The 18,809-nt window shown below is 64.1% G+C and carries 17 protein-coding genes and 1 pseudogene; 9 read left to right on the forward strand and 9 right to left on the reverse strand.

The window, feature by feature from the left end; genetic code table 11:
* Positions 1-176 precede the first annotated feature (176 nt).
* The 5 genes and pseudogenes from NKJ57_RS16940 (at position 177) to NKJ57_RS16960 (ending at position 4,487) form a co-directional block, all read left to right on the forward strand.
* Positions 177-1,148 (forward strand): sugar-binding transcriptional regulator, encoded by a 972-nt coding sequence (locus NKJ57_RS16940; protein WP_023738425.1) that lies wholly within the window; start codon positions 177-179, stop codon positions 1,146-1,148.
* Between the two features lie 94 nt (positions 1,149-1,242).
* Positions 1,243-3,297 carry a bifunctional aldolase/short-chain dehydrogenase gene (locus tag NKJ57_RS16945; RefSeq protein WP_352511538.1) on the forward strand — a complete coding sequence of 685 codons (2,055 nt, stop codon included), beginning with the start codon at positions 1,243-1,245 and terminating at the stop codon, positions 3,295-3,297.
* Positions 3,298-3,511: 214 nt separating this feature from the next.
* Positions 3,512-3,858: pseudogene (locus NKJ57_RS16950) on the forward strand (D-alanine--D-alanine ligase A); the annotation flags it as partial.
* Positions 3,859-3,946: 88 nt separating this feature from the next.
* Positions 3,947-4,207 carry a ribbon-helix-helix domain-containing protein gene (locus NKJ57_RS16955; RefSeq protein WP_023692171.1) on the forward strand — a complete coding sequence of 87 codons (261 nt, stop codon included), beginning with the start codon at positions 3,947-3,949 and terminating at the stop codon, positions 4,205-4,207.
* Positions 4,200-4,487, forward strand: coding sequence for a type II toxin-antitoxin system RelE/ParE family toxin (locus tag NKJ57_RS16960; RefSeq protein ID WP_352511536.1), 288 nt, complete (start codon positions 4,200-4,202; stop codon positions 4,485-4,487). The genes NKJ57_RS16955 and NKJ57_RS16960 overlap by 8 nt, the downstream gene beginning before the upstream one ends.
* A 69-nt stretch (positions 4,488-4,556) precedes the next feature.
* Here NKJ57_RS16960 and NKJ57_RS16965 read toward each other — a convergent pair whose 3' ends face one another.
* The 3 genes from NKJ57_RS16965 to NKJ57_RS16975 all read right to left on the reverse strand — a co-directional run bounded on the left by NKJ57_RS16965 (position 4,557) and on the right by NKJ57_RS16975 (position 8,237).
* The gene (locus NKJ57_RS16965) at positions 4,557-5,609 is read right to left on the reverse strand and encodes a substrate-binding domain-containing protein (RefSeq protein ID WP_023692173.1); all 1,053 of its coding nucleotides are present in this window, start codon (positions 5,607-5,609) and stop codon (positions 4,557-4,559) included.
* A gap of 46 nt (positions 5,610-5,655) precedes the next feature.
* On the reverse strand, positions 5,656-6,651 hold the full coding sequence (locus NKJ57_RS16970; protein WP_023668572.1) for an ABC transporter permease: 996 nt from the start codon (positions 6,649-6,651) through the stop codon (positions 5,656-5,658).
* Positions 6,652-6,725: 74 nt separating this feature from the next.
* On the reverse strand, positions 6,726-8,237 hold the full coding sequence (locus NKJ57_RS16975) for a sugar ABC transporter ATP-binding protein (RefSeq protein ID WP_352511534.1): 1,512 nt from the start codon (positions 8,235-8,237) through the stop codon (positions 6,726-6,728).
* A gap of 137 nt (positions 8,238-8,374) precedes the next feature.
* On the opposite strand from NKJ57_RS16975, the gene mtnK reads away from it, so the two are divergent.
* The 3 genes from mtnK to fba all read left to right on the forward strand — a co-directional run bounded on the left by mtnK (position 8,375) and on the right by fba (position 12,115).
* Complete coding sequence (gene mtnK / locus NKJ57_RS16980; protein ID WP_023668574.1) at positions 8,375-9,643, forward strand: S-methyl-5-thioribose kinase; 1,269 nt, start codon at positions 8,375-8,377, stop codon at positions 9,641-9,643.
* Complete coding sequence (gene mtnA, locus NKJ57_RS16985; RefSeq protein WP_023668575.1) at positions 9,640-10,734, forward strand: S-methyl-5-thioribose-1-phosphate isomerase; 1,095 nt, start codon at positions 9,640-9,642, stop codon at positions 10,732-10,734. Before mtnK ends, mtnA begins: the two co-directional genes overlap by 4 nt.
* A 316-nt stretch (positions 10,735-11,050) precedes the next feature.
* Positions 11,051-12,115, forward strand: a complete 1,065-nt coding sequence (gene fba, locus NKJ57_RS16990; protein ID WP_023729260.1) for a class II fructose-bisphosphate aldolase — start codon at positions 11,051-11,053, stop codon at positions 12,113-12,115.
* Positions 12,116-12,276: 161 nt separating this feature from the next.
* On the opposite strand, the gene NKJ57_RS16995 is transcribed toward fba, so the two are convergent.
* The 5 genes from NKJ57_RS16995 to NKJ57_RS17015 all read right to left on the reverse strand — a co-directional run bounded on the left by NKJ57_RS16995 (position 12,277) and on the right by NKJ57_RS17015 (position 17,039).
* Positions 12,277-13,383, reverse strand: a complete 1,107-nt coding sequence (locus tag NKJ57_RS16995; RefSeq protein ID WP_352511532.1) for an isopenicillin N synthase family dioxygenase — start codon at positions 13,381-13,383, stop codon at positions 12,277-12,279.
* 136 nt (positions 13,384-13,519) lie between these two features.
* The gene (locus tag NKJ57_RS17000; RefSeq protein WP_352511530.1) at positions 13,520-14,176 is read right to left on the reverse strand and encodes a methionine ABC transporter permease; all 657 of its coding nucleotides are present in this window, start codon (positions 14,174-14,176) and stop codon (positions 13,520-13,522) included.
* A complete protein-coding gene (locus tag NKJ57_RS17005; protein ID WP_352511529.1) occupies positions 14,157-15,245 on the reverse strand; it encodes a methionine ABC transporter ATP-binding protein in 1,089 nt (362 codons plus the stop codon). The genes NKJ57_RS17000 and NKJ57_RS17005 overlap by 20 nt, the downstream gene beginning before the upstream one ends.
* Before the next feature lie 83 nt (positions 15,246-15,328).
* On the reverse strand, positions 15,329-16,183 hold the full coding sequence (locus tag NKJ57_RS17010; protein WP_023668580.1) for a MetQ/NlpA family lipoprotein: 855 nt from the start codon (positions 16,181-16,183) through the stop codon (positions 15,329-15,331).
* Between the two features lie 172 nt (positions 16,184-16,355).
* Positions 16,356-17,039: an SDR family NAD(P)-dependent oxidoreductase gene (locus NKJ57_RS17015; protein WP_352511527.1), complete on the reverse strand. Its 684-nt coding sequence runs from the start codon at positions 17,037-17,039 to the stop codon at positions 16,356-16,358.
* Positions 17,040-17,253: 214 nt separating this feature from the next.
* On the opposite strand from NKJ57_RS17015, the gene NKJ57_RS17020 reads away from it, so the two are divergent.
* Positions 17,254-18,369, forward strand: coding sequence for an anhydro-N-acetylmuramic acid kinase (locus NKJ57_RS17020; RefSeq protein WP_352511525.1), 1,116 nt, complete (start codon positions 17,254-17,256; stop codon positions 18,367-18,369).
* Here the strand turns inward: NKJ57_RS17020 and NKJ57_RS17025 are convergent.
* On the reverse strand, positions 18,366-18,785 hold the full coding sequence (locus NKJ57_RS17025; RefSeq protein ID WP_352511524.1) for a GNAT family N-acetyltransferase: 420 nt from the start codon (positions 18,783-18,785) through the stop codon (positions 18,366-18,368). The two genes, NKJ57_RS17020 and NKJ57_RS17025, sit on opposite strands and share 4 nt — an antisense overlap.
* Positions 18,786-18,809 lie beyond the last annotated feature (24 nt).

An 18,809-nucleotide genomic window follows, 5' to 3' on the forward strand; every position in this document is an offset into this window, starting at 1 on the left:
TTTCATTTGCTGAGAACTTCTAACCACAGGTTCCCGCCACGTCACCATCGGCGATTCCCGACCGGGCACATTTGGCGCAATGATCGTCCAGATTCGAGTGGGCAAAGAGGTATCATGTACCCACGCAAGTTTGACTTTTGTCGAGAGCCGTGAATAATGTCAGCCGAGGAGACGGCATGGCGATCCGACCGGCAGAACAGCTTATCCACAAGGCCGCCTGGCTCTATTACGCCCATGGCCTGCGCCAGGACCAGGTCGCCAGCCAGCTTAACATCTCCCGCGCCTCGGTCGCCATGTATTTGCGCAAGGCGCGCGAGACCGGCATCGTCAACATCTCGACCTCGACGCAGCTGTTCACCGACGACGTATTGGCACGCCAGCTCGAGGACGCGCTCAAGCTTGATGCGGTGTGGATCGCGCCGGAGAATGCCTATGTCGTCGACCCTTCGACGGACGTTGCGGTGCTGGCGGCGAGTGTCTTTCTCGAACTGGTCAAGAAGGGCGACCGTATCGGCGTCGCCTGGGGCCGCACCGTCTACACCATCGCCGACGTCATGTCCTATGCCGACCTGCAGGACGTCACGGTTGTGCAGCTCTGCGGCAATCTCGGCGCGCCCTACTCCTACCGTCCCGACCAGTGCACGATGGAGATCGCCCGGCGGCTCAACGCCAAGGGCCTCAATTTCTACGCGCCGCTGGTGCTGACGACGGAATTGCTGGCGCATGGGCTGCGCGCCGAACCGGTGATCCGCGAACAACTGGCCGATATTGCAAACTGCGATCTGGCGCTCTATTCGGTAGGCACGGTCGATGGCGACAGCCATGTCGTCAAATGCGGCGCGCTCAGCCCCGGCGAGATGGGGCTGTTGCGCGAAGCGGGCGCCGCCGGCGTCGTTGCCGGCCAGATCATCGATGCCGCCGGCAAGGCGCTCGACTGCAGCTACAACCGCCGCGTCATCTCGGCCTCGCTGTCGTCACTGCGCCAGATCGAGAAGCGGCTGATGGTGGTGCAGGAAGACAGCAAGTTCGAACCGCTGCTCGCCGCGCTCGCCGGCGGGCTCTGCACGCATCTCGTCGTCGGCGCCAGCATGGCGCGGCGGCTGCTCGACCATGCCGGAGCCAGTGCGGGGGCAAAAAAGGCTTCCTGACCAACGAAATCCCAGCAGCCGGCGCATTGTCATCAAGGCGTCGCGGTACTCCTGTTCACAGCAACATCAAAGACAGCAAAGCGGACATAGCGACATGAAGAACCTTTGGAATGACGGCGACGCGGAAAGACTGGTTGCCGACTATGCGAAAAAGGGCGTTGCCCGCGACCTCGCGTTGCGCGTCTACACCACCCGGCTGCTCGGCGGCGAGCCGCGGCTGGTGCTGCATGGCGGCGGCAACACCTCCTGCAAGACCAAGGCCACCGATCTCGTCGGCGACGAATGGGATGTGCTGTGCGTCAAGGGCAGCGGCTGGGACATGGGTGTGATCGAGCCGCAAGGCCTGCCGGCGGTCAAGCTCGGCGCGCTGCTGAAGGCGCGTGCGCTGGCCAGCCTCGCCGACGAGGACATGGTGGCGCTGCAGCGGGCGAACCTCATCGACCCCGCCTCCCCCAATCCATCGGTCGAGACGCTGCTGCACGCCTTCCTGCCGCATAAATTCGTCGACCACACGCATTCGACCGCGATCCTCGCCATCGTCGACCAGCCGGACAGCAAGCCGCTGATCAAGACCGTGTTCGGCGACAAGATGGGGTACGTGCCCTATATCAAGCCGGGCTTCGACCTCGCCAAGGTGGCCGCCGATGTCTACGACGCCGACCCCAGCGTCGAAGGCCTGATCCTCGACAAGCATGGCATCTTCACCTTCGGCGACGATGCGAAGCAGGCCTATGACCGCATGATCCATTATGTGAACGTGGCCGAAGACTATGTGGCGAAGAACGGCAAGCCGAAGACAGCGAAAGCCGCACTGCCGGCCAAGCTCGCAACGCCGGCAGCGATCGCGCCGATGCTGCGTGGCGCGGTCGCGGTGGCGCGTGGCGAAGGCCGCTTCGACCGCATGATCAGCGATTTCCGCACTTCGGACGCCATCGTCGATTTCATCAACTCGGCCGGCATTGCAGACTATGCCGGACGCGGCGTGTCGACGCCCGATTTGTCGATCCGCATCAAGACCGGACCGATGGCGGTTCCGGCGCCAGACGCCGACAAGGCCGGCGACTACAAGGCCGTCATCAAGAGCCATGTCGACGCCTTCGCCAACGACTACCGCGCCTATTTCGAAACCAATGACGCGCTGGACGACGTCGAGCGCACCATGCTCGACCCGATGCCACGGCTGACGCTGGTGCCGGGCCTCGGCATGTTCGGCCATGGCCGCACGCTGAAGGATGCGAAGATCGCATCTGATGTCGGCGAGATGTGGATCGAGGCGGTGCGCGGCGCCGAGGCCGTCGGCAGTTTCCATCCTCTATCGAAGGCCGATCTCTTCCCGCTGGAGTACTGGTCGCTTGAGCAGGCCAAGCTCGCCTCCAACAAGCCGAAGCCGCTGACCGGCCAGGTGGTGCTGATCACTGGCGGCGCCGGCGCGATCGGTGCTGCGACGGCAAAACTGTTCGCCGCCAATGGCGCGCATGCCGTCGTCGTCGATCTCGATGCGGCCAGGGCGGCCGAGGCGGCAAAGGCAGCCGGCAACAATTCGATCGGCGTCGGCGCCGACATCACCAACCCGGCCGAGCTGCGCGCCGCCTTCGACAAAGCTGTCGCTGTCTATGGCGGCGTCGACATTCTGGTCTCCAACGCCGGTGCCGCCTGGGAAGGCCGCATCGGCGAGCTCGACGATGCCCTGCTGCGCAAGAGTTTCGAGCTCAACTTCTTCGCCCACCAGTCGGCGGCGCAGAACGCGGTGCGCATCATGCTGGAACAGGGCACCGGCGGTGTGTTGTTGTTCAACACCTCCAAGCAGGCGGTCAACCCGGGTCCGAAATTCGGCGCCTATGGTGTGCCGAAGGCGGCGACGCTATTCCTGTCCCGGCAATATGCGCTCGACTACGGCGCGCACGGCATCCGCTCCAATGCGGTCAACGCCGACCGCATCCGCTCCGGCCTGTTGACCGACGCCATGATCGCCAGCCGTTCCGGCGCGCGCGGCGTGTCGGAGAAGGAATACATGTCGGGCAATCTGCTCGGACAGGAGGTGACGGCAGAAGACGTGGCGCAGGCCTTCCTGCACCAAGCATTGGCCGAACGCACCACCGCCGATGTGACGACGGTCGACGGTGGCAACATCGCCGCAGCGCTGCGCTAGACATAGACCTGGAGCGGTTCATCGTTCACCAAAACGACGAACCGCTCTCCCACCTGAAGGACTCCAGGCGGAGAACTGCTTTTGCAGGTCGTGCTGAAAAACTGCTCGAACTGGTCAAAATCCACTCCAATCCTTGGCCTATTGCTCGACCACTTTAGGGCGCGCCTTGTGTTTCGCATGCGAGCTCCGACCCTGATCCTTGGTGGAGTTGTCGATGGCTGCGAAGAGACTTCGTGTCGGCTTGCTGTTCGGCGGGCGCTCCGCCGAGCATGAGGTGTCGCTGCTTTCGGCAACCAATGTCATAGCCGCGCTGGACCCGGCGAAATACGACGCCGTTCCCATCTTCGTCACCCGCGAAGGCCAATGGCTGCTGAGCAATTTCAAGGACGGCGCGCTGGCGACACCGTCTGATGGGACGCAGCTTTGCCTGGCGCCGGGCGGGCATGGGCGGATGCTGGCGATCCCCGCCAAGGGTGCGCCGCACGACCTGCCTGCCATCGAATATGGTGTTCCGGTACTGCACGCCTGCATGGCGAGGACGGCGCGGTGGCTGGTGCGAGTCGGGCGGTCATGATGCAGGGGCAGATTCCTAACAGATATTGTTAGACCTTGTTGGATGCATTATAATGTGGGTATGAAAAACGAACCTATGCGCACCCTCACCATATCCCTCACCGCGCAGCAGATAGCTCGCCTGCAAAGCGCTATCGAAGGTGGCGGTTATGCTTCCAACAGCGAGATTGTCCGCGACGCCCTGCGCTTATGGGAGCAGCGCGAGGAATTGCGCACGCTCGAACTCCAGCACTTGAAGCGGGCCTATGCCGACGGGATGGGCAGCGGCAAGCCAGTGGCTGTCGACCCCACCGAGTTCATCGGCAGCCTGAAGGCAGAACGCCGCGCCCGTGGCTAGCCATCGGCTCACACCGCGCGCTTCGCAGGATTTGCGAGACATCTGGCACACCACCGCCGCCGACAATGAAAAGGCAGCAGACAGACTGTTGATGCGCATTTTCGAAAGACTGGAGCTGGCGGCGCAGCACCCCAAGATGGGCTGCGCACGGCCCGAGTTAAGCGCAACGGCCCGCGTGCTCGTCGAAGGCCGTTATATCATCATCTACGAGCCGCAGCCCGATGGTGTTATCGCTGTGGCGATTGTCCACGGGATGCGCGATCCAGACCATTGGTTGTAGGCCGGCAGGCTTACGATCAAATGAAAAGAGCGGCCCATGCCGCCCTTCGCATCTATCAGACGACCGATCCTACTTCGCGTTCGGGTTCGGCATCCAGGCCGGCATGGCGACATCGGCATGGGCGAATTGCGGCAGCTTGGCCGACAGGTCCTCCATGTTCTTGATGTCCTTGTCGATCAGGTCCTTCTGGGTGATCAGCGTCGGCGGCACGATGACGTTGTGGCCGGGATCTTCACCGGCGAGCAGCTGCGCCAGCGCGCGCACCGAGACCTGGCCGACGACGGCAGGGTTGGTGGCGGCGGTGGCGGCCCAGGCGCTGTCAGTCTCGCGCATGGCCGCGATGTCCGAGGTAGAGATGTCGGCGGAGTAGATCTTGATCTTCTTGTTCAGCCCCGCCTCGTCGACGGCGATCTTCACACCCTTGGCGAACTCGTCATAGGGCGCGAACATCACATTGATGTCGGGATGCGCCTGCAGCACCGAGCGCGCCTGGTTGGCGACCGAGTTGGCGATCGGGTTGTCGAGCGTGCCGAACATCGCGACTTCCTTGATGCCGGCATGTTTCTTCTTCACGTCGACCCAGGTCTCGTTGCGGCGGTCGAGCGGCGCGATGCCAGCGACATAGACATAGCCGGCGTTCCAGCTCTCGCCATTGTCCTTGACCGCCTGCTCGAGCGCCAGGCGCGCAAGGTCCTTGTCGGACTGTTCGATCTGCGGGATCTTGGGGTTTTCGACATTGACGTCGAAGGCGACGACCTTGATGCCGGCATCGACCGCGCGCTGGGCGGCGTCCTTCATCGATTCCGTCAGGCCGTGCTGGATGATGATGCCCTGCACGCCGAGTGCGATGGCCTGGTCGACCATGTCGGATTGAAGGGCGGCGTCCTGGCGGCTGTCGAGCACGCGCAGATCGATGCCGAGCGCCTTGGACTGGGACTCGACGCCCGAGAGATAGGCCTGGAAGAAATCGCCGGTCGAGAGATAGCGCACCAGCGCGATCTTGACGCCGGGCTTGTCGAACGGCGCCGGCTTGTCGGCGGCAAAGGCCGGGACCTGCATCAGCATTGTTGCGCCGGCCAATCCGAGCGCGACCTTCCCCAAAAGTCTTCTTGTGATGTTCACGTTCTTTCCTCCGTTTGTTGAACCCAAAACTGTCCCGGCAGCCATTCTATCTCCTGCCCCGGCCGGAAAGGGCGAAGGTAAAGACAAGGGCGACGACGAGAACCACGCCCTTGACGAAATCCTGCGTGTAGTAAGGCGCGTTCATCATCGTCAGGCCTTGCAGCAGGATGCCGACGAACAGCGCGCCGATGGCGGTGCCGAAGGCGTTCGGCTTGGCGGCGCCGAGCACCGCGTAGCCGATCAGCGCCGCGGCAACCGCATCGAGCAGCAGATTATTACCCGACGCGATGTCACCGCGTCCAAGCCGTGCGGCCAGCAAAATCCCGCCGATCGAGGCAAAAACTCCTGAAATGACGTAGGCCCAGATTTTGTATGCCTTGACAGGCGCGCCGGCGAGTTCGGCGGCCCGTTCATTGCTGCCCACGGCATACATCATGCGGCCGAAGCGTGTGTATTCGAGGAAGAACCAGATCAGCACGGCGAGCACGATCAGCACGACCACCGAGACCGGAATGAGGTTCGGGATGAAGAAGTCGAAGCGGTGGCGGCCGAGCGCCAGGAAGGCGTCGGAGAATTTGCCGTTGGCGACCGAGCCGTCCGGCATTGTCATACCGGTGGCGATGGAGCGTCCTTCAGTCGGGATGCGCTGGAGGCCGACGAGCAGGAACATCATGCCGAGCGTCGCCAGCAGATCGGGCACGCGCATATAGACGATCAGCCAGCCATTGATGAGGCCGACAAGGGCGCCGATGAGCAGGCAGATGAGGACAGCGACGACAACGTTCTGCTCCAGCACCACCATGACATAGGCAGCCGCCATCATGGCCGATGTGGCGACCGAGCCGATCGAGAGATCGAAGCCGCCGACAACCAGTGTGGCGGTGACGCCCAGCGCCAGCACGCCGGTGATGGCGACCGACTGGAAAATGAAGACGGCACTTTGCGGCGAGACGAACCCGTCGGCGGCGATGGCGAAATACGCGATCAGCCCGAACAGAAGCACGATGAACCCGTAGCGGATAGCGTAATCGCGCAGCGTCATTCAGCGCCCGCCGTCAATACCCAACTCAAACCCGTGCACTCCATTCCAACCCTCAGTTCTTCAATCATCGTGGCTCAGGCCGCACTGTGCAACGGCCCGCCCGCGACTTCGGCCAGCAGACGGTCGAGATCGACATCGGCGTTGCGGTGTTCGCCGACGATGGTCTGCTCGGACATCACCAATATGCGATCGGCCGTCTCCAGTGCCTCGTCGAGTTCGGTGACGAACAGCAGCGTGGCGCGGCCATTGGCGCTGGCCCTCAGCTTGGCGGCGATGTCGCGCCTGGCGGAGATATCGACGCCCTGGAACGGTTCGTCGAGAATGAACAATCGGGCGTCCTGCGCCATCCAGCGGGCCACCATCACCTTCTGCTGGTTGCCGCCCGACAGAGTGGTCATGTCGTCCTTCTCCGAGCGGCAGACGATGCCGAGATCCTCGATCTGCCGGCGGGCAATAGTGCGTTCAAGGCCGCGTTTGAGAACTGAAAAGCGCGACATGCGCTTGTGGAAGGGCAGGCTGATGTTTTCCTGGATGTTGAAGCCGCCGACGATGCCGTTTTCGCCACGGTCCTTGGCGACCAGAAACACGCCGGCGGCGATGGCTTCGCCGGTCGACGCGGGCGCATAGGGCTTGCCATATAAAGTCATCGTGCCGGACAGCGGTTTGCGCAAGCCGAACAGCGTCTCGGCGAGCGCGGTCTTGCCGACGCCAACGAGGCCGGTGATGGCAACGACCTCGCCGTCGCCGAGCGTCAGCGAGAATGGCCGGGCACCAGGGGCGATGCGCAAGGCATCGACGGTCAGGATCGGCTTGGCAGAACTCCTGGCTTCGATCCGGTCAAGATGGATCTTGCGGCCGAGCATGGCGTTAACGGCGCCCTCATAGTCGAGAGGCTTGCTGTCGAAGACGCCTGAGATGACGCCATCGCGCATCGAGACGATGCGGTCGGCCAGCCGCCTGATATCCGACATGCGATGCGAGATGTAGAGGATGGCGACGCCCTGCTCGCGCAAGCGGTCGAGCAGGGCGAACAGCCGGTCGGCCTCGGCGCTGGACAGCGACGAGGTCGGCTCGTCGAGGATCAGCACTTTCGGCTGGTGCGCCATGGCGCGCGCGATGGCCACCATCTGGCGATCGGCCAGCGACAGGTCGCTGATGCGGGCCTTGAGGTCGATGGCGAGCCCCATGCGGTCGGCCACCGCTTTGGCTTCGCGGCGCACCCGGCCGGGGTTGAACAGCAGCGGCGCGCCCTTGCCGCTCAACCGATCGAGCGTCAGGTTGGTGGCGACATCGAGTTCGGCGACGACGCCGTCATTGATGTTTTGGTGCACGGTAACGACACCGGCGCGGATCGCCTCTGCCGGCGTGTTCGGCGCAAAGTTGCCGCCAGCGAGGTGCATGATGCCGCCGTCATGGTCGTAGACGCCGCTGATGATTTTGACGAGGGTGGACTTGCCGGCGCCGTTGGCGCCCATCAGCACAGTGATCTCACCGGCATGCAATTCGAGCGAGACGCCGCCAAGCACCTCGATATGGCCGAAGGATTTCCTCAGCCCGTCCACGCGGAACACGGCATCATTGCCCATTCGTTCCTCCCTGACGATGACGCTATGGGCTACGTCATCAATTGTCAACTCGATTGACAATTGCCAGTCAGCTTCCTAGCTTGGCCTCACCGCCATCGCTCCACTATGATTGGAGCGAGCAAGCGGGAGGGTGAGGAATGACTGCGAAATTGCCGTTTGAAGCACTGTCGGTGGAGACGCTTGCAACGCGCCTCGGTACGAACGAAGCGCTGTGCGCCAAAATCGGCAAGGGCCCTTGGAAGGTGCGCGAGGTCGGCGACGGCAATCTGAACCTCGTCTTCATCGTCGAAGGCGGCTCGGGTGCGGCGGTCGTCAAGCAAGCCCTGCCCTATGTTCGCCTCGTCGGCGACAGCTGGCCGCTGCCCTTGAAACGTTCCTTCTTCGAATATCACGCGCTGACGCGGCAAGAGGCGCGCGCGCCGGGCTCGGTGCCGGCGATCCTCCATTTCGACGAAGCCCAGGCGCTGATCATCATGGAATATCTGGCGCCGCCGCACATCATCCTGCGCCGTGCCCTGATCGACGGCCGAGAGTTGCCAAATATCGCCCGCGACATCGGCCTGTTCATGGCCCGCACTTTGTTCCGCGGCTCTGATCTCTCCATGCCCACCAAGGACCGCAAGGCCGACCTGGCGCTGTTTGCCGACAATGTCGAGCTCTGCGGCATCACCGAAGACCTGGTGTTTTCCGACCCATATTTCGATGCCAAGCTGAACCGGCACACCTCGCCGCAGCTCGACGGCCTGGTTGCCGAACTGCGCGCCGACCGCGACCTCAAGGTCGAAGCGCAGCGGCTGAAGCATATCTTCGCCGCCAACGCCGAGACGCTGCTGCATGGCGACCTGCATTCGGGCTCGATCATGGTCACCGACACCGAGACGCGGATGATCGATCCGGAGTTCGCCTTCTACGGTCCGATGGCCTTCGATGTAGGCATGCTGCTTGCCAATTTCTGGATGTCCTACTTCTCGCAGCGCGGCCATGAACAGAAGGGCAAGCGTGACGCCATGCGTGCCTATCTGCTCGGGGTGACCAACGACACCTGGACGGTGTTCCGCGCCGAGTTCTCGCATCTATGGCGCACCGAGCGCACCGGCATGCTTTACCAGAAGAGCCTGTTCGAGGATCAGGGCGACATTCTCGCCTCGGAGCAGGCGCTCGACCATGTGCTGCACCAGATCTGGACCGACCTCTTGGGCTTTGCCGGCATCGAGGTGCACCGGCGCATCCTCGGCCTCGCCCACAATGCCGATTTCGAGACCATCGAGGACGAGGATCTGCGAGCCTCCTGCGAGGCCAAGGCGCTGAAATTCGGCCGTCACATCGCCGTCAACCGGCGCCAGATTCACGGCATGGACGAGGTCAATAATCTGGCCGCTTTGATCGAACGGGAGAGCAGGATTTGAACGTCGGCGAGCGCCACTACCGCACCATCTGGCTGAGCGACGACCAGCGTTCGGTCGAGATCATCGACCAGCGCTGGCTGCCGCACGAGTTCCGGGTCGAGACGATCGGGAGCGTTGCCGGCATCGCCACCGCGATCCGTGACATGTGGGTTCGTGGCGCGCCGCTGATCGGCGTCACCGCGGCCTACGGCGTCGCCATCCAGATGGCGGACGATCCGTCTGACGAAGCGCTCGACGCGGTCTGGGAGACGCTGCACAAGACGCGGCCGACTGCGATCAATCTACGCTGGGCACTGGACGAGATGCGGCGGTTCCTCAGGCCGATCGTATTGGGACAGCGCGCGGAGGCGGCCTATAAGCGCGCTGCCGAAATCGCCGACGAGGATGTCGATCTCAATCGCGCCATCGGCGAGAACGGGCTTGCCATCATCAAGGAGATCGCGGCACGCAAGAAGCCGGGCGAGCCGGTCAACATCCTCACCCACTGCAACGCCGGTTGGCTGGCGACGGTCGATTACGGCACCGCCACGTCGCCGATCTATCTCGCCGTCGAGGCCGGCATTCCGGTCCATGTCTATGTCGACGAGACGCGCCCGCGCAACCAGGGCGCCCAGCTGACCGCCTGGGAGATGGCCGGCCACGGCGTGCCGCACACGCTGATCGTCGACAATGCCGGCGGCCATCTGATGCAGCGTGGCGCGGTCGACATGGTGATCGTGGGCACCGACCGCACCACGGCCAATGGCGACGTCTGCAACAAGATCGGCACCTATCTCAAGGCGCTCGCCGCCTCCGATAATGAGGTGCCCTTCTACGTCGCTCTGCCCTCGCCGACCATCGACTGGACGGTGGGTGATGGCCTTACCGAAATCCCGATCGAGGAACGCTCCGGTGACGAGGTGTCGCTGGTCTGGGGCAAGACGGCGGACGGCAAGATCGCGCAGGTTCGGGTTTCGCCCGAAGCGACGCCGGCGGCCAATCCGGCGTTCGATGTGACGCCGGCACGGCTGGTGACGGGGCTGATCACCGAGCGCGGTGTGGCCAAGGCTTCGCGCGAAGGCTTGAAGGCGATGTTCCCCGAACGCGGATAATCTCCCCCCTTGAGGGGGAGATGTCGCCAAAGGCGACAGAGGGGGTCGGCGCGTCCTGACGCGACCTCCCAGCACCGACAGATGATGCTAGCGCTCCAGTCGAACCGACCCCCTCTGGCCTGCCGGCCATCTCCCCCTCAATGGGGGAGATTAGCGCCTCACCGGCTGGCTACCGGATTTCAGCCCTGCAACAAGAATTGCGGCCTCGATGGCCGCTGACGGTTGCGGTTCTGGCGAAATCCGGCCAGAAGCATCTAGGCCGGCAATCGGCCGGCCCGCGACGTTGCGCTTGAAACCAGATACGGGAGACTATTGGGTGGCTCGCATAACACTGAGACAATTGCTCGACCACGCCGCCGAGTACGGCTACGGCGTACCCGCTTTCAACATGAACAATATGGAACAGGGCCTCGCCATCATGGAGGCGGCCGAGGAGACCAAGTCGCCGGTCATCCTGCAGGCAAGCCGCGGCGCCCGCGCCTACGCCAATGATGTGGTGCTGGCCAAGCTGATCGACGCGCTGGTCGAAATCCACCCCGACATCCCGGTCTGCATGCATCTCGACCATGGCAACAACGAAGCCACCTGCGTCACCGCCATCCAGTACGGCTTCACCTCGGTGATGATGGACGGCTCGCTGAAAGAGGACGGCAAGACGCCGGCCGACTATGCCTACAATTCCGGAATCACCCGGCGCGTCGTCGACATGGCGCATTGGGGCGGCGTGTCGGTGGAAGGCGAGATCGGTGTGCTCGGTTCGCTTGAGAGCGGCGGCGGCGAGCAGGAAGACGGCCACGGCGTCGAAGGCGCCATCAGCCACGACCAGCTCTTGACCGACCCAGTGCAGGCGGTCGAATTCGTCAAGGACACCCATGTCGATGCGCTGGCTGTCGCCATGGGCACCAGCCACGGCGCCTACAAATTCTCGCGCAAGCCGGACGGCGCGGTGCTGGCGATGAACGTCATCGAGGAAATCCACCGCCGCCTGCCCAACATGCATCTGGTCATGCACGGCTCGTCCTCGGTGCCCGAGGATTTGCAGGAGATCATCAATAAATATGGCGGCCAGATGAAGCCGACCTGGGGCGTGCCGGTGGAAGAGATCCAGCGCGGCATCAAGCACGGCGTGCGCAAGATCAACATCGACACCGACAACCGCATGGCGCTGACCGGCGCCATCCGCAAGGTGCTGACCGAAAACCCGAGCGAGTTCGATCCGCGCAAATACCTGACGCCGGCCATGGCCGCGATGCGCAAACTGTGCAAGGAGCGCTTCGAGCAGTTCGGCACCGCCGGCAATGCCCAGAAGATCAAGCCGCTGCCGGTAGCTGAGATGGCCAAGCGCTACAAGTCGGGCAGCCTTGATCCGAAGTTTGGGTGAAGTCCCCTGGCGCCTCTTCCTTCTCCCCTTGTGGGGAAGAAAGAAGAGCTATTGACATAAAAAAGGCCGGGCGCGAAAGCGGCCCGGCCAAAAGAAGGTCAAGAACCTTCAGAGGGGAACACCGCTCGGTGGAATGGGAGGAAGCCGCCGAACGATAATTCCTATATGCGCGTATTCGCGGCAGATGGCGACGAACGGCTTTCTAAAACAACGCGAGATTCGGAAATTTCGATCTCGTTTTGAAAGATTTCAGCCGGTGAGGCGCCGGTTTCCAGAAGATCGGCATAGTGCCGGCGCGCCACGTCGGGATGCGAGCGCAGGCGGCTCTTCAGCACATTGGTGCCGACATTGCGAAACAGTGGATTGTCGGGATCGCTGGCCGGCCCGCGCGCCTCGGCCGACAGATCCTCGGGCAGGTCGAGCAGCGGAATCGTGGCGTCGAGCCGGGCGCTGAAGAAGAACGGGACCGAGACGCGCTCGACGCCGGCCGGCGGTGTCACCACACGGTGGACTGTCGCCCGGAGATAGCCGTTCGACGCCAGTTCGAGCAGTTCGCCGATGTTGACCACCAGCGTGTCGGGCAGCGGATCGACGTCGACCCAGGCACCGTCATATTCGACCTGCAGCCCCTTGTTCTCGTCCTGCAGCAGAAGCGTCAGGAAACCGCCATCCTTGTGCGCACCGACGCCCTGGTTGTCGCCGGTGGCGTCGCGGCCGGGGTAGCGCACGATCTTCATGCGATGGTTGGGCTCGGCCCGGTAGATCGGATCGAAGGCGTCCTCGGCCTGGTCGAGCGACAAAGCGAAGGCCCTAAGCAGCCGGATCGCCACCGCGGTCGCCTTGGCCTGCCATGCGAGCAGCGCCGGCTTCAGCTCGGGCAGCGTGGCCGGCCACTGGTTGGGCCCTTGCAGCCGCGTCCAGGCGGGCACGCCGGGGCCTTGTTCGATGGCCGGGCGTTCGACGCCGATGTCGAGCTGTTCGCGCCAGTCGGCCTTGCCTTTGGTCAGCTCGCCGCCGGCGCGCGTGTAGCCGCGGAACTGCGAGGACTTGACCATTTCAATTGCCAGTTTGTCGGCTTCCGGCAGGGCAAAGAAGCGGCGCGACGCGTCGAGCACTTCTGCGGTATCCGCAGCCGATATGCCGTGGCCGGTCAAATAGAAGAAGCCGACATCGCGCGCGGCCGTGCGCAGGTCGAAGAGAAACGTTCGCCGCTCGGAAGCGCCCTGTTCGAGACGGCCGAGATCAAGCACGGGTACGATCCTGGGCATGGTCAAGCTCCTTGTTCCGCTGTCACGGTGGCACGCAGGCCGGTCCGATCAAAGCAACGCGCAATCCAATCTCGGCGCCGATAGAGAAAGCCGGCGCTGCGTTTGGCAGCCTGCCGACAAATAACGTTCGTGGCGCTCATCCGCGCCGGTCCAGCCTGGCGACCAGCCGGTCACCGACCCACTGGATGCCGCAAACGAGGATGATCAGCACAATGACCACGGCGACCATGACGCTGGTCTCAAAACGCTGGTAGCCGTAGCGGACGGCGAGGTCGCCAAGCCCGCCGGCACCGATGGCGCCGGCCATGGCCGAGGCGCCGATCAGCGTTACCAGCGTCACCGTGAAACCGGCGACGATGCCGGGCAATGCTTCGGGCACCAGCACCTCGCGGATGATCGTCCAGCGGTTGCCGCCCATGGCGCGCGCCGCCTCGATCAGGCCGCGATCGACCTCGCGCAGCGACACTTCGGCGATGCGGGCATAGTAGGGCGTCGCCGCAATCGACAACGGCACGATCGCCGCCCAGGTGCCGATCGAGGTGCCGACGATCAGCCGCGTCACCGGGATCAGCGCCACCAGAAGGATGATGAAAGGCACCGAGCGGAAGCCGTTGATGACGGCGCCGAGCGCGCGGTTCACCCACAGGCTTTCGGCAATGCCGCCGCGCTCGGTGGCAATCAATGCCAGGCCGAGCGGCAGCCCGAAGACGAGCGAGATGAGGCCCGATGCCGCCGTCATCAGGACCGTCTCCCAGATCGAACGCAGCAGAAGTTCAAACAGAACCGGCGACATGGCCAAGCACCTCCACCCGCGCGTCGCGGGCCTTCAGGAATGCGATTACTTTCGACAGATGTTTCGGATCGTTGCCCGCGACCGCAAGGAACAGCGTGCCGACCGGCTGCTGCTGGACATGGTCGATGCCACCATGGACGAGGCGGAAAGGCCCCGGCACCGCCACCGCAAGATCGGACAGCAGCGGACCGCGCGCGGCCTCACCTGCGACGTCGACCCTGAGGATGAGCTCGGCGCCGCCTCCGGGAGCAAGCCGGCCGGCAATCTCGGCCGGCAGTTGCGGGCGGATGCCGCCGAGCAGGCTCCTGGTGATTTCGGAACGCGGCTCGGCAAAGACCGACCACACCGGGCCTTGCTCGACGATGCGCCCTGCATCGATCACCGCGACGCGGTCGGCGATCGAGCGGATCACCTCCATCTCGTGGGTGATGAGCAGGATGGTCAGGCCGAGCTGCCGGTTGATGTCTTTCAGCAAGGCCAGGATGGAGCGCGTCGTCTCCGGATCGAGCGCTGAGGTCGCCTCGTCGGACAGCAGCAGCGCCGGCCGCGCGGCCAGCGCCCTGGCGATGCCGACGCGCTGCTTCTGGCCGCCCGACAGCGAGGACGGATAGGCCTTCGCCTTCTCCGACAGGCCGACGAGGTGGAGCAATTCGGCGGCGCGCGCCAGCCGTTCGGCCTTTGGGCGGCCCTCGATCTTCAGCGGCAGCGCGACATTGTCCTCCACGGTCTTGGCCGACAGCAGATTGAAGTGCTGGAAGATCATGCCGATGCGACGCCGCAACGGCTGCAATTCACGCTCGCCGAGCCGGCCGATCTCGCGGCCCTCGATGAAGACGTCGCCGGAGTCCGGCCGCTCCAGCCCGTTGAGGCAGCGGATCAGCGTCGACTTGCCGGCGCCGCTGCGGCCGATGATGCCTAGGATCTCGCCCTTCTTCACCGTCAGCGACACGCCGTCGAGCGCAGGCGTCGCGCCAAAGCGGCGCTTGAGGTCGACGAGGCGTACGACATCTTCTTGCCCGGCCGATATATTGACCGGACCGGATGCCCCGGCCGTGACGTGCTGGTTCATCTCACTGTCCGTTTCAACGCTCGACAAATGCGACAGCGGCCCGCTCAACAGCGGGCCGCCTGCTCCTGACAACCAGGCGCCAATCAATAGGCGCTGATCCCGGTGCCCTTGTAGACCTTGTCGAACTCGGCCTTGACCGCCTCGTTCTGGTAGGACGCGACCAGCGTCTTCACCCACGCCTCGTTCTCGTTGCCGGATTTCACGGCGATGAAGTTGCGGTAGGGGTTGTCGGCCACTGGCTCCTGGGCGATGCGGTTGTCCGGGCCGAGACCGCTCTTCAGCGCCCAGTCGGTGTTGACGACAGCCGCGTCGAGATCCTCGACCGAGCGGCCGACAATGCCGGCGTCCAGTTCCTTGATGACGACCTTCTTAGGGTTCTCGGCAATGTCGGCGGTGGTCGCCAGGATGCCGGTGCCGTCCTTCAGCTTGATCACGCCTTCGTTCTGCAGAACGCGCAACGCGCGGCCCTCATTCGAGGGGTCGTTGGGCAAGCCGATGACGGCGCCTTCGGGCAGGTCGGCAACCTTGGTGTATTTCTTGGAGTAGAGGCCGATCGGCCAGACGCCGGTGTAGCCGACGCGCACGATGTGGTACCCTTGGGTCTTGATCTGGTTGTCGAGATAGGGCTGGTGCTGGAAGGCGTTGGCGTCGATCTCGCCGCGCTCGAGCGCCTCGTTGGGCTGGGTGTAGTCGTTGAACACCACGGTCTCGACGGTCAGGCCTTTTTCGGCGGCCTGGGCGACGACGACGCGCCAGACATCCTCATCCTCGCCGCTGATGATGCCGACCTTGATAGACTTCTTGTCCTCGGCGAAGGACGGCGTCGGCTGAGCCAGACCGGCAAGCGTGACGGCCGAGGCAAAAAGTGCCGCAAGGGCAGCTCGCCGGCTGATGGCTGAAAAAAGAAGAGAACTGGAAGCGTTTCCGCGTTCGGACATTGTCGATCCCTCGTAATCCTGAAGTCATTGCGGCGAGGTGGAATACCAAGCCTTGACGACATCATCGGCAATGCTGCTTGCCGGATCAAAGAACCGCATTTCTTCTCAAACACGAAGCCGGGAATATTCTCTCAAAGATTTCGCAATTGCGAGAACGGTCACGCCGGACCGGTCAGAATGTCTCGACAAAGGGCCGCAGCTCGACCTCGAAGCTCCAGGCGCTGCGATGCTGGCGATGGGTCGCGAGATAGGTCTGCGCGATCGCATCGGGCGACAGCTGGCTGTCCGGTCGCTCGGGCTTCGTCCCGACCGGCTCGATCTGGCCGTCGATAATGAAATGGGCGACATGGATGTTCTTCGGGAAGAGTTCGCGCGCCATCGACTGAGCCAGACCGCGCAGGCCGAATTTTGGCATGGCAAAGCCGGCGGAGTTGGGAAAGCCCTTGATGCTGGCGGAAGCGCCGGTGAAAAGAATCGAACCGGAGCCGCGCGCAAGCAGCCGCCGCGCCGCCTGCTGGCCGACCAGGAAGCCGCCATAGGCGCCAACCAGCAGCGCCTGTTTGACCGCATCGGGATCGACCTCGGCGATCGGGCCGCGCGTGCGGCCGCTGGCGTTGAAGACCGCAAGCGCCAGCGGACCTTGCTTGTCGGCGGTGTCGAACAGGCCGGCGACGGAGGCCGGGTCGGCGACGTTGGTTTCGACGGCCAGTGCGCCGGTTTCCCCGACCAGCGCCGCGAGCTTGGCCGTGTTGCGGGCGGCCAGCACCACGCGGAAGCCTTCCTTGGTGAGAAGACGGGCCAGCGAGCCGCTCAGGCCCGCGCCCGCGCCCGCGATCACTGCGACTTCGGATGCCATGCCGTTTCTCCCTGGCGATTGATGTGCTTGTTCCATAGCTGGCGTCTTGAACGGCAAGAGGCAAGAACGGCGTTGCTCGATTTTCGCTGTTCGGTGAAAAACTCTGCCGGCAGGTTCGGAGCAATCGACCGCGGCCAGGGTCTTGCCTGGCGAGACAATCCGTCCGACAGGTGATTGCGTTGGAATCGCAAACGGTGTCGCAAGGGAGTCGACCGTGGAACCAATCTGGGCCGTCGGCCTGATGACCGGCACCGTGCTTGACGGCAATATCGACGTGGCGCTGATCAAGACCGATGGCGAGCGGATCGCCGATTTCGGCACCTATACGCTGGCCCCCTACCCCGCAGCGATCCGTGCCTTGCTGGAGGAGACGCTGCGTCAGGCCCGGGTGTGGAATTTCGACGGGCCGGAGCCGGCGATCTTTGCCGAAGCCGAGGAGGCGCTGACGCGGGCGCAGTCGGCGGCGGTGAAGGACCTTGTCGAAAGCTACGGCCTGACCATGGGCGATATCGGCGTGGTCGGCTTTCACGGCCAAACCGTGCTGCATCGTGCCCCGCAACCCGGGCGGCGCGGCGATACGCGCCAATTGGGCGACGGCGAGCTGATGCATTCGATCCTGGGCGCCAAGGTCGCCTATGATTTCCGCTCGGCCGATGTGCGCGCCGGCGGCCAGGGCGCGCCACTGGCGGCTGCCTATCACGCGGCGCTTTTGAGGGAAGCCGACGCCAGCGGCGACACCGCTGTGCTCAATCTCGGCGGTGTCGGCAACGTCACCTGGTGGGACGGCAAGGACAACATCGTCGCCTTCGACACCGGCCCGGCCAACGCGCCGCTCAACGATTTCATCAAGGCAAACGGCCTCGGCGAGATGGACCGCGACGGCGCACTGGGCGCGGCCGGCACCGTCGATGAAGTGCGGCTGGCCAAATTGCTGCAGCATCCGTATCTGACCAAGCCCTATCCGAAATCGCTCGACCGTTTCGACTTCGGCGCCGCCATGGCCGACGGCCTCAGCGCAGAGGATGGGGCGGCGACGCTGACGGCTTTCACCGTTTCGGCCGTCGGCAAGGCGCTCGATTTGTTGCCGCGCCGGCCGAAGCGGCTGGCGGTCAGCGGCGGTGGCCGCCGCAACCCGACGATGATGGCGATGCTGGCAAGCCGTGCCGGCGTCGAGGTGGTGCAGGCCGAGACACTGGGCTGGAAAGGCGATGCGGTGGAGGCCGAATGCTTTGCCTTCCTTGCCGTGCGCGTGCTGCGCGGCCTGCCGATCAGCTTTCCCAGCACCACCGGCGTGCCGCGGCCGATGCAAGGCGGGCGGCTGGCAGGTTAGAGCTTCTTCTGCAGGAAGATGCGGCTGCGGCCGATGGGAAAGTCAGGCAGCTCGCCGAAACGCCGGTAGCCTTGCCGCTCATAGACTTTGGCCGCTGTCGGATTGAACGTGTCGATCCAGGTGTTCTGGCAGCCCCGGGCGACTGCTTCGCGCTCGGCAGCGTCCAGCATGTCGCCGGCCATATGCTGGCCGCGCAGGCGTTCGTCGACCCACAGCCATTGCACATAGAGCCAGCCCCAGGCGGTGTATCCCGAAATGCCGGCGACGACAGCGCCGTGCTCGTCACGAACGAAGACCGCGAGCGGCTTGCGGCCGGAGGGGCCGACATCGCCGTCATTGAACGCCGTCAGCCGCTCGGCCAGGAAGGCGAGGTCGTCTGACGAGGGGTCGGCAGTGGTTTCAAGCGTCGTCTTCATCCGGGCGGGGCTCGCATGGCAAGC

Source organism: Mesorhizobium sp. M0077 (genome assembly GCF_040322955.1).
GTDB lineage: Bacteria > Pseudomonadota > Alphaproteobacteria > Rhizobiales > Rhizobiaceae > Mesorhizobium.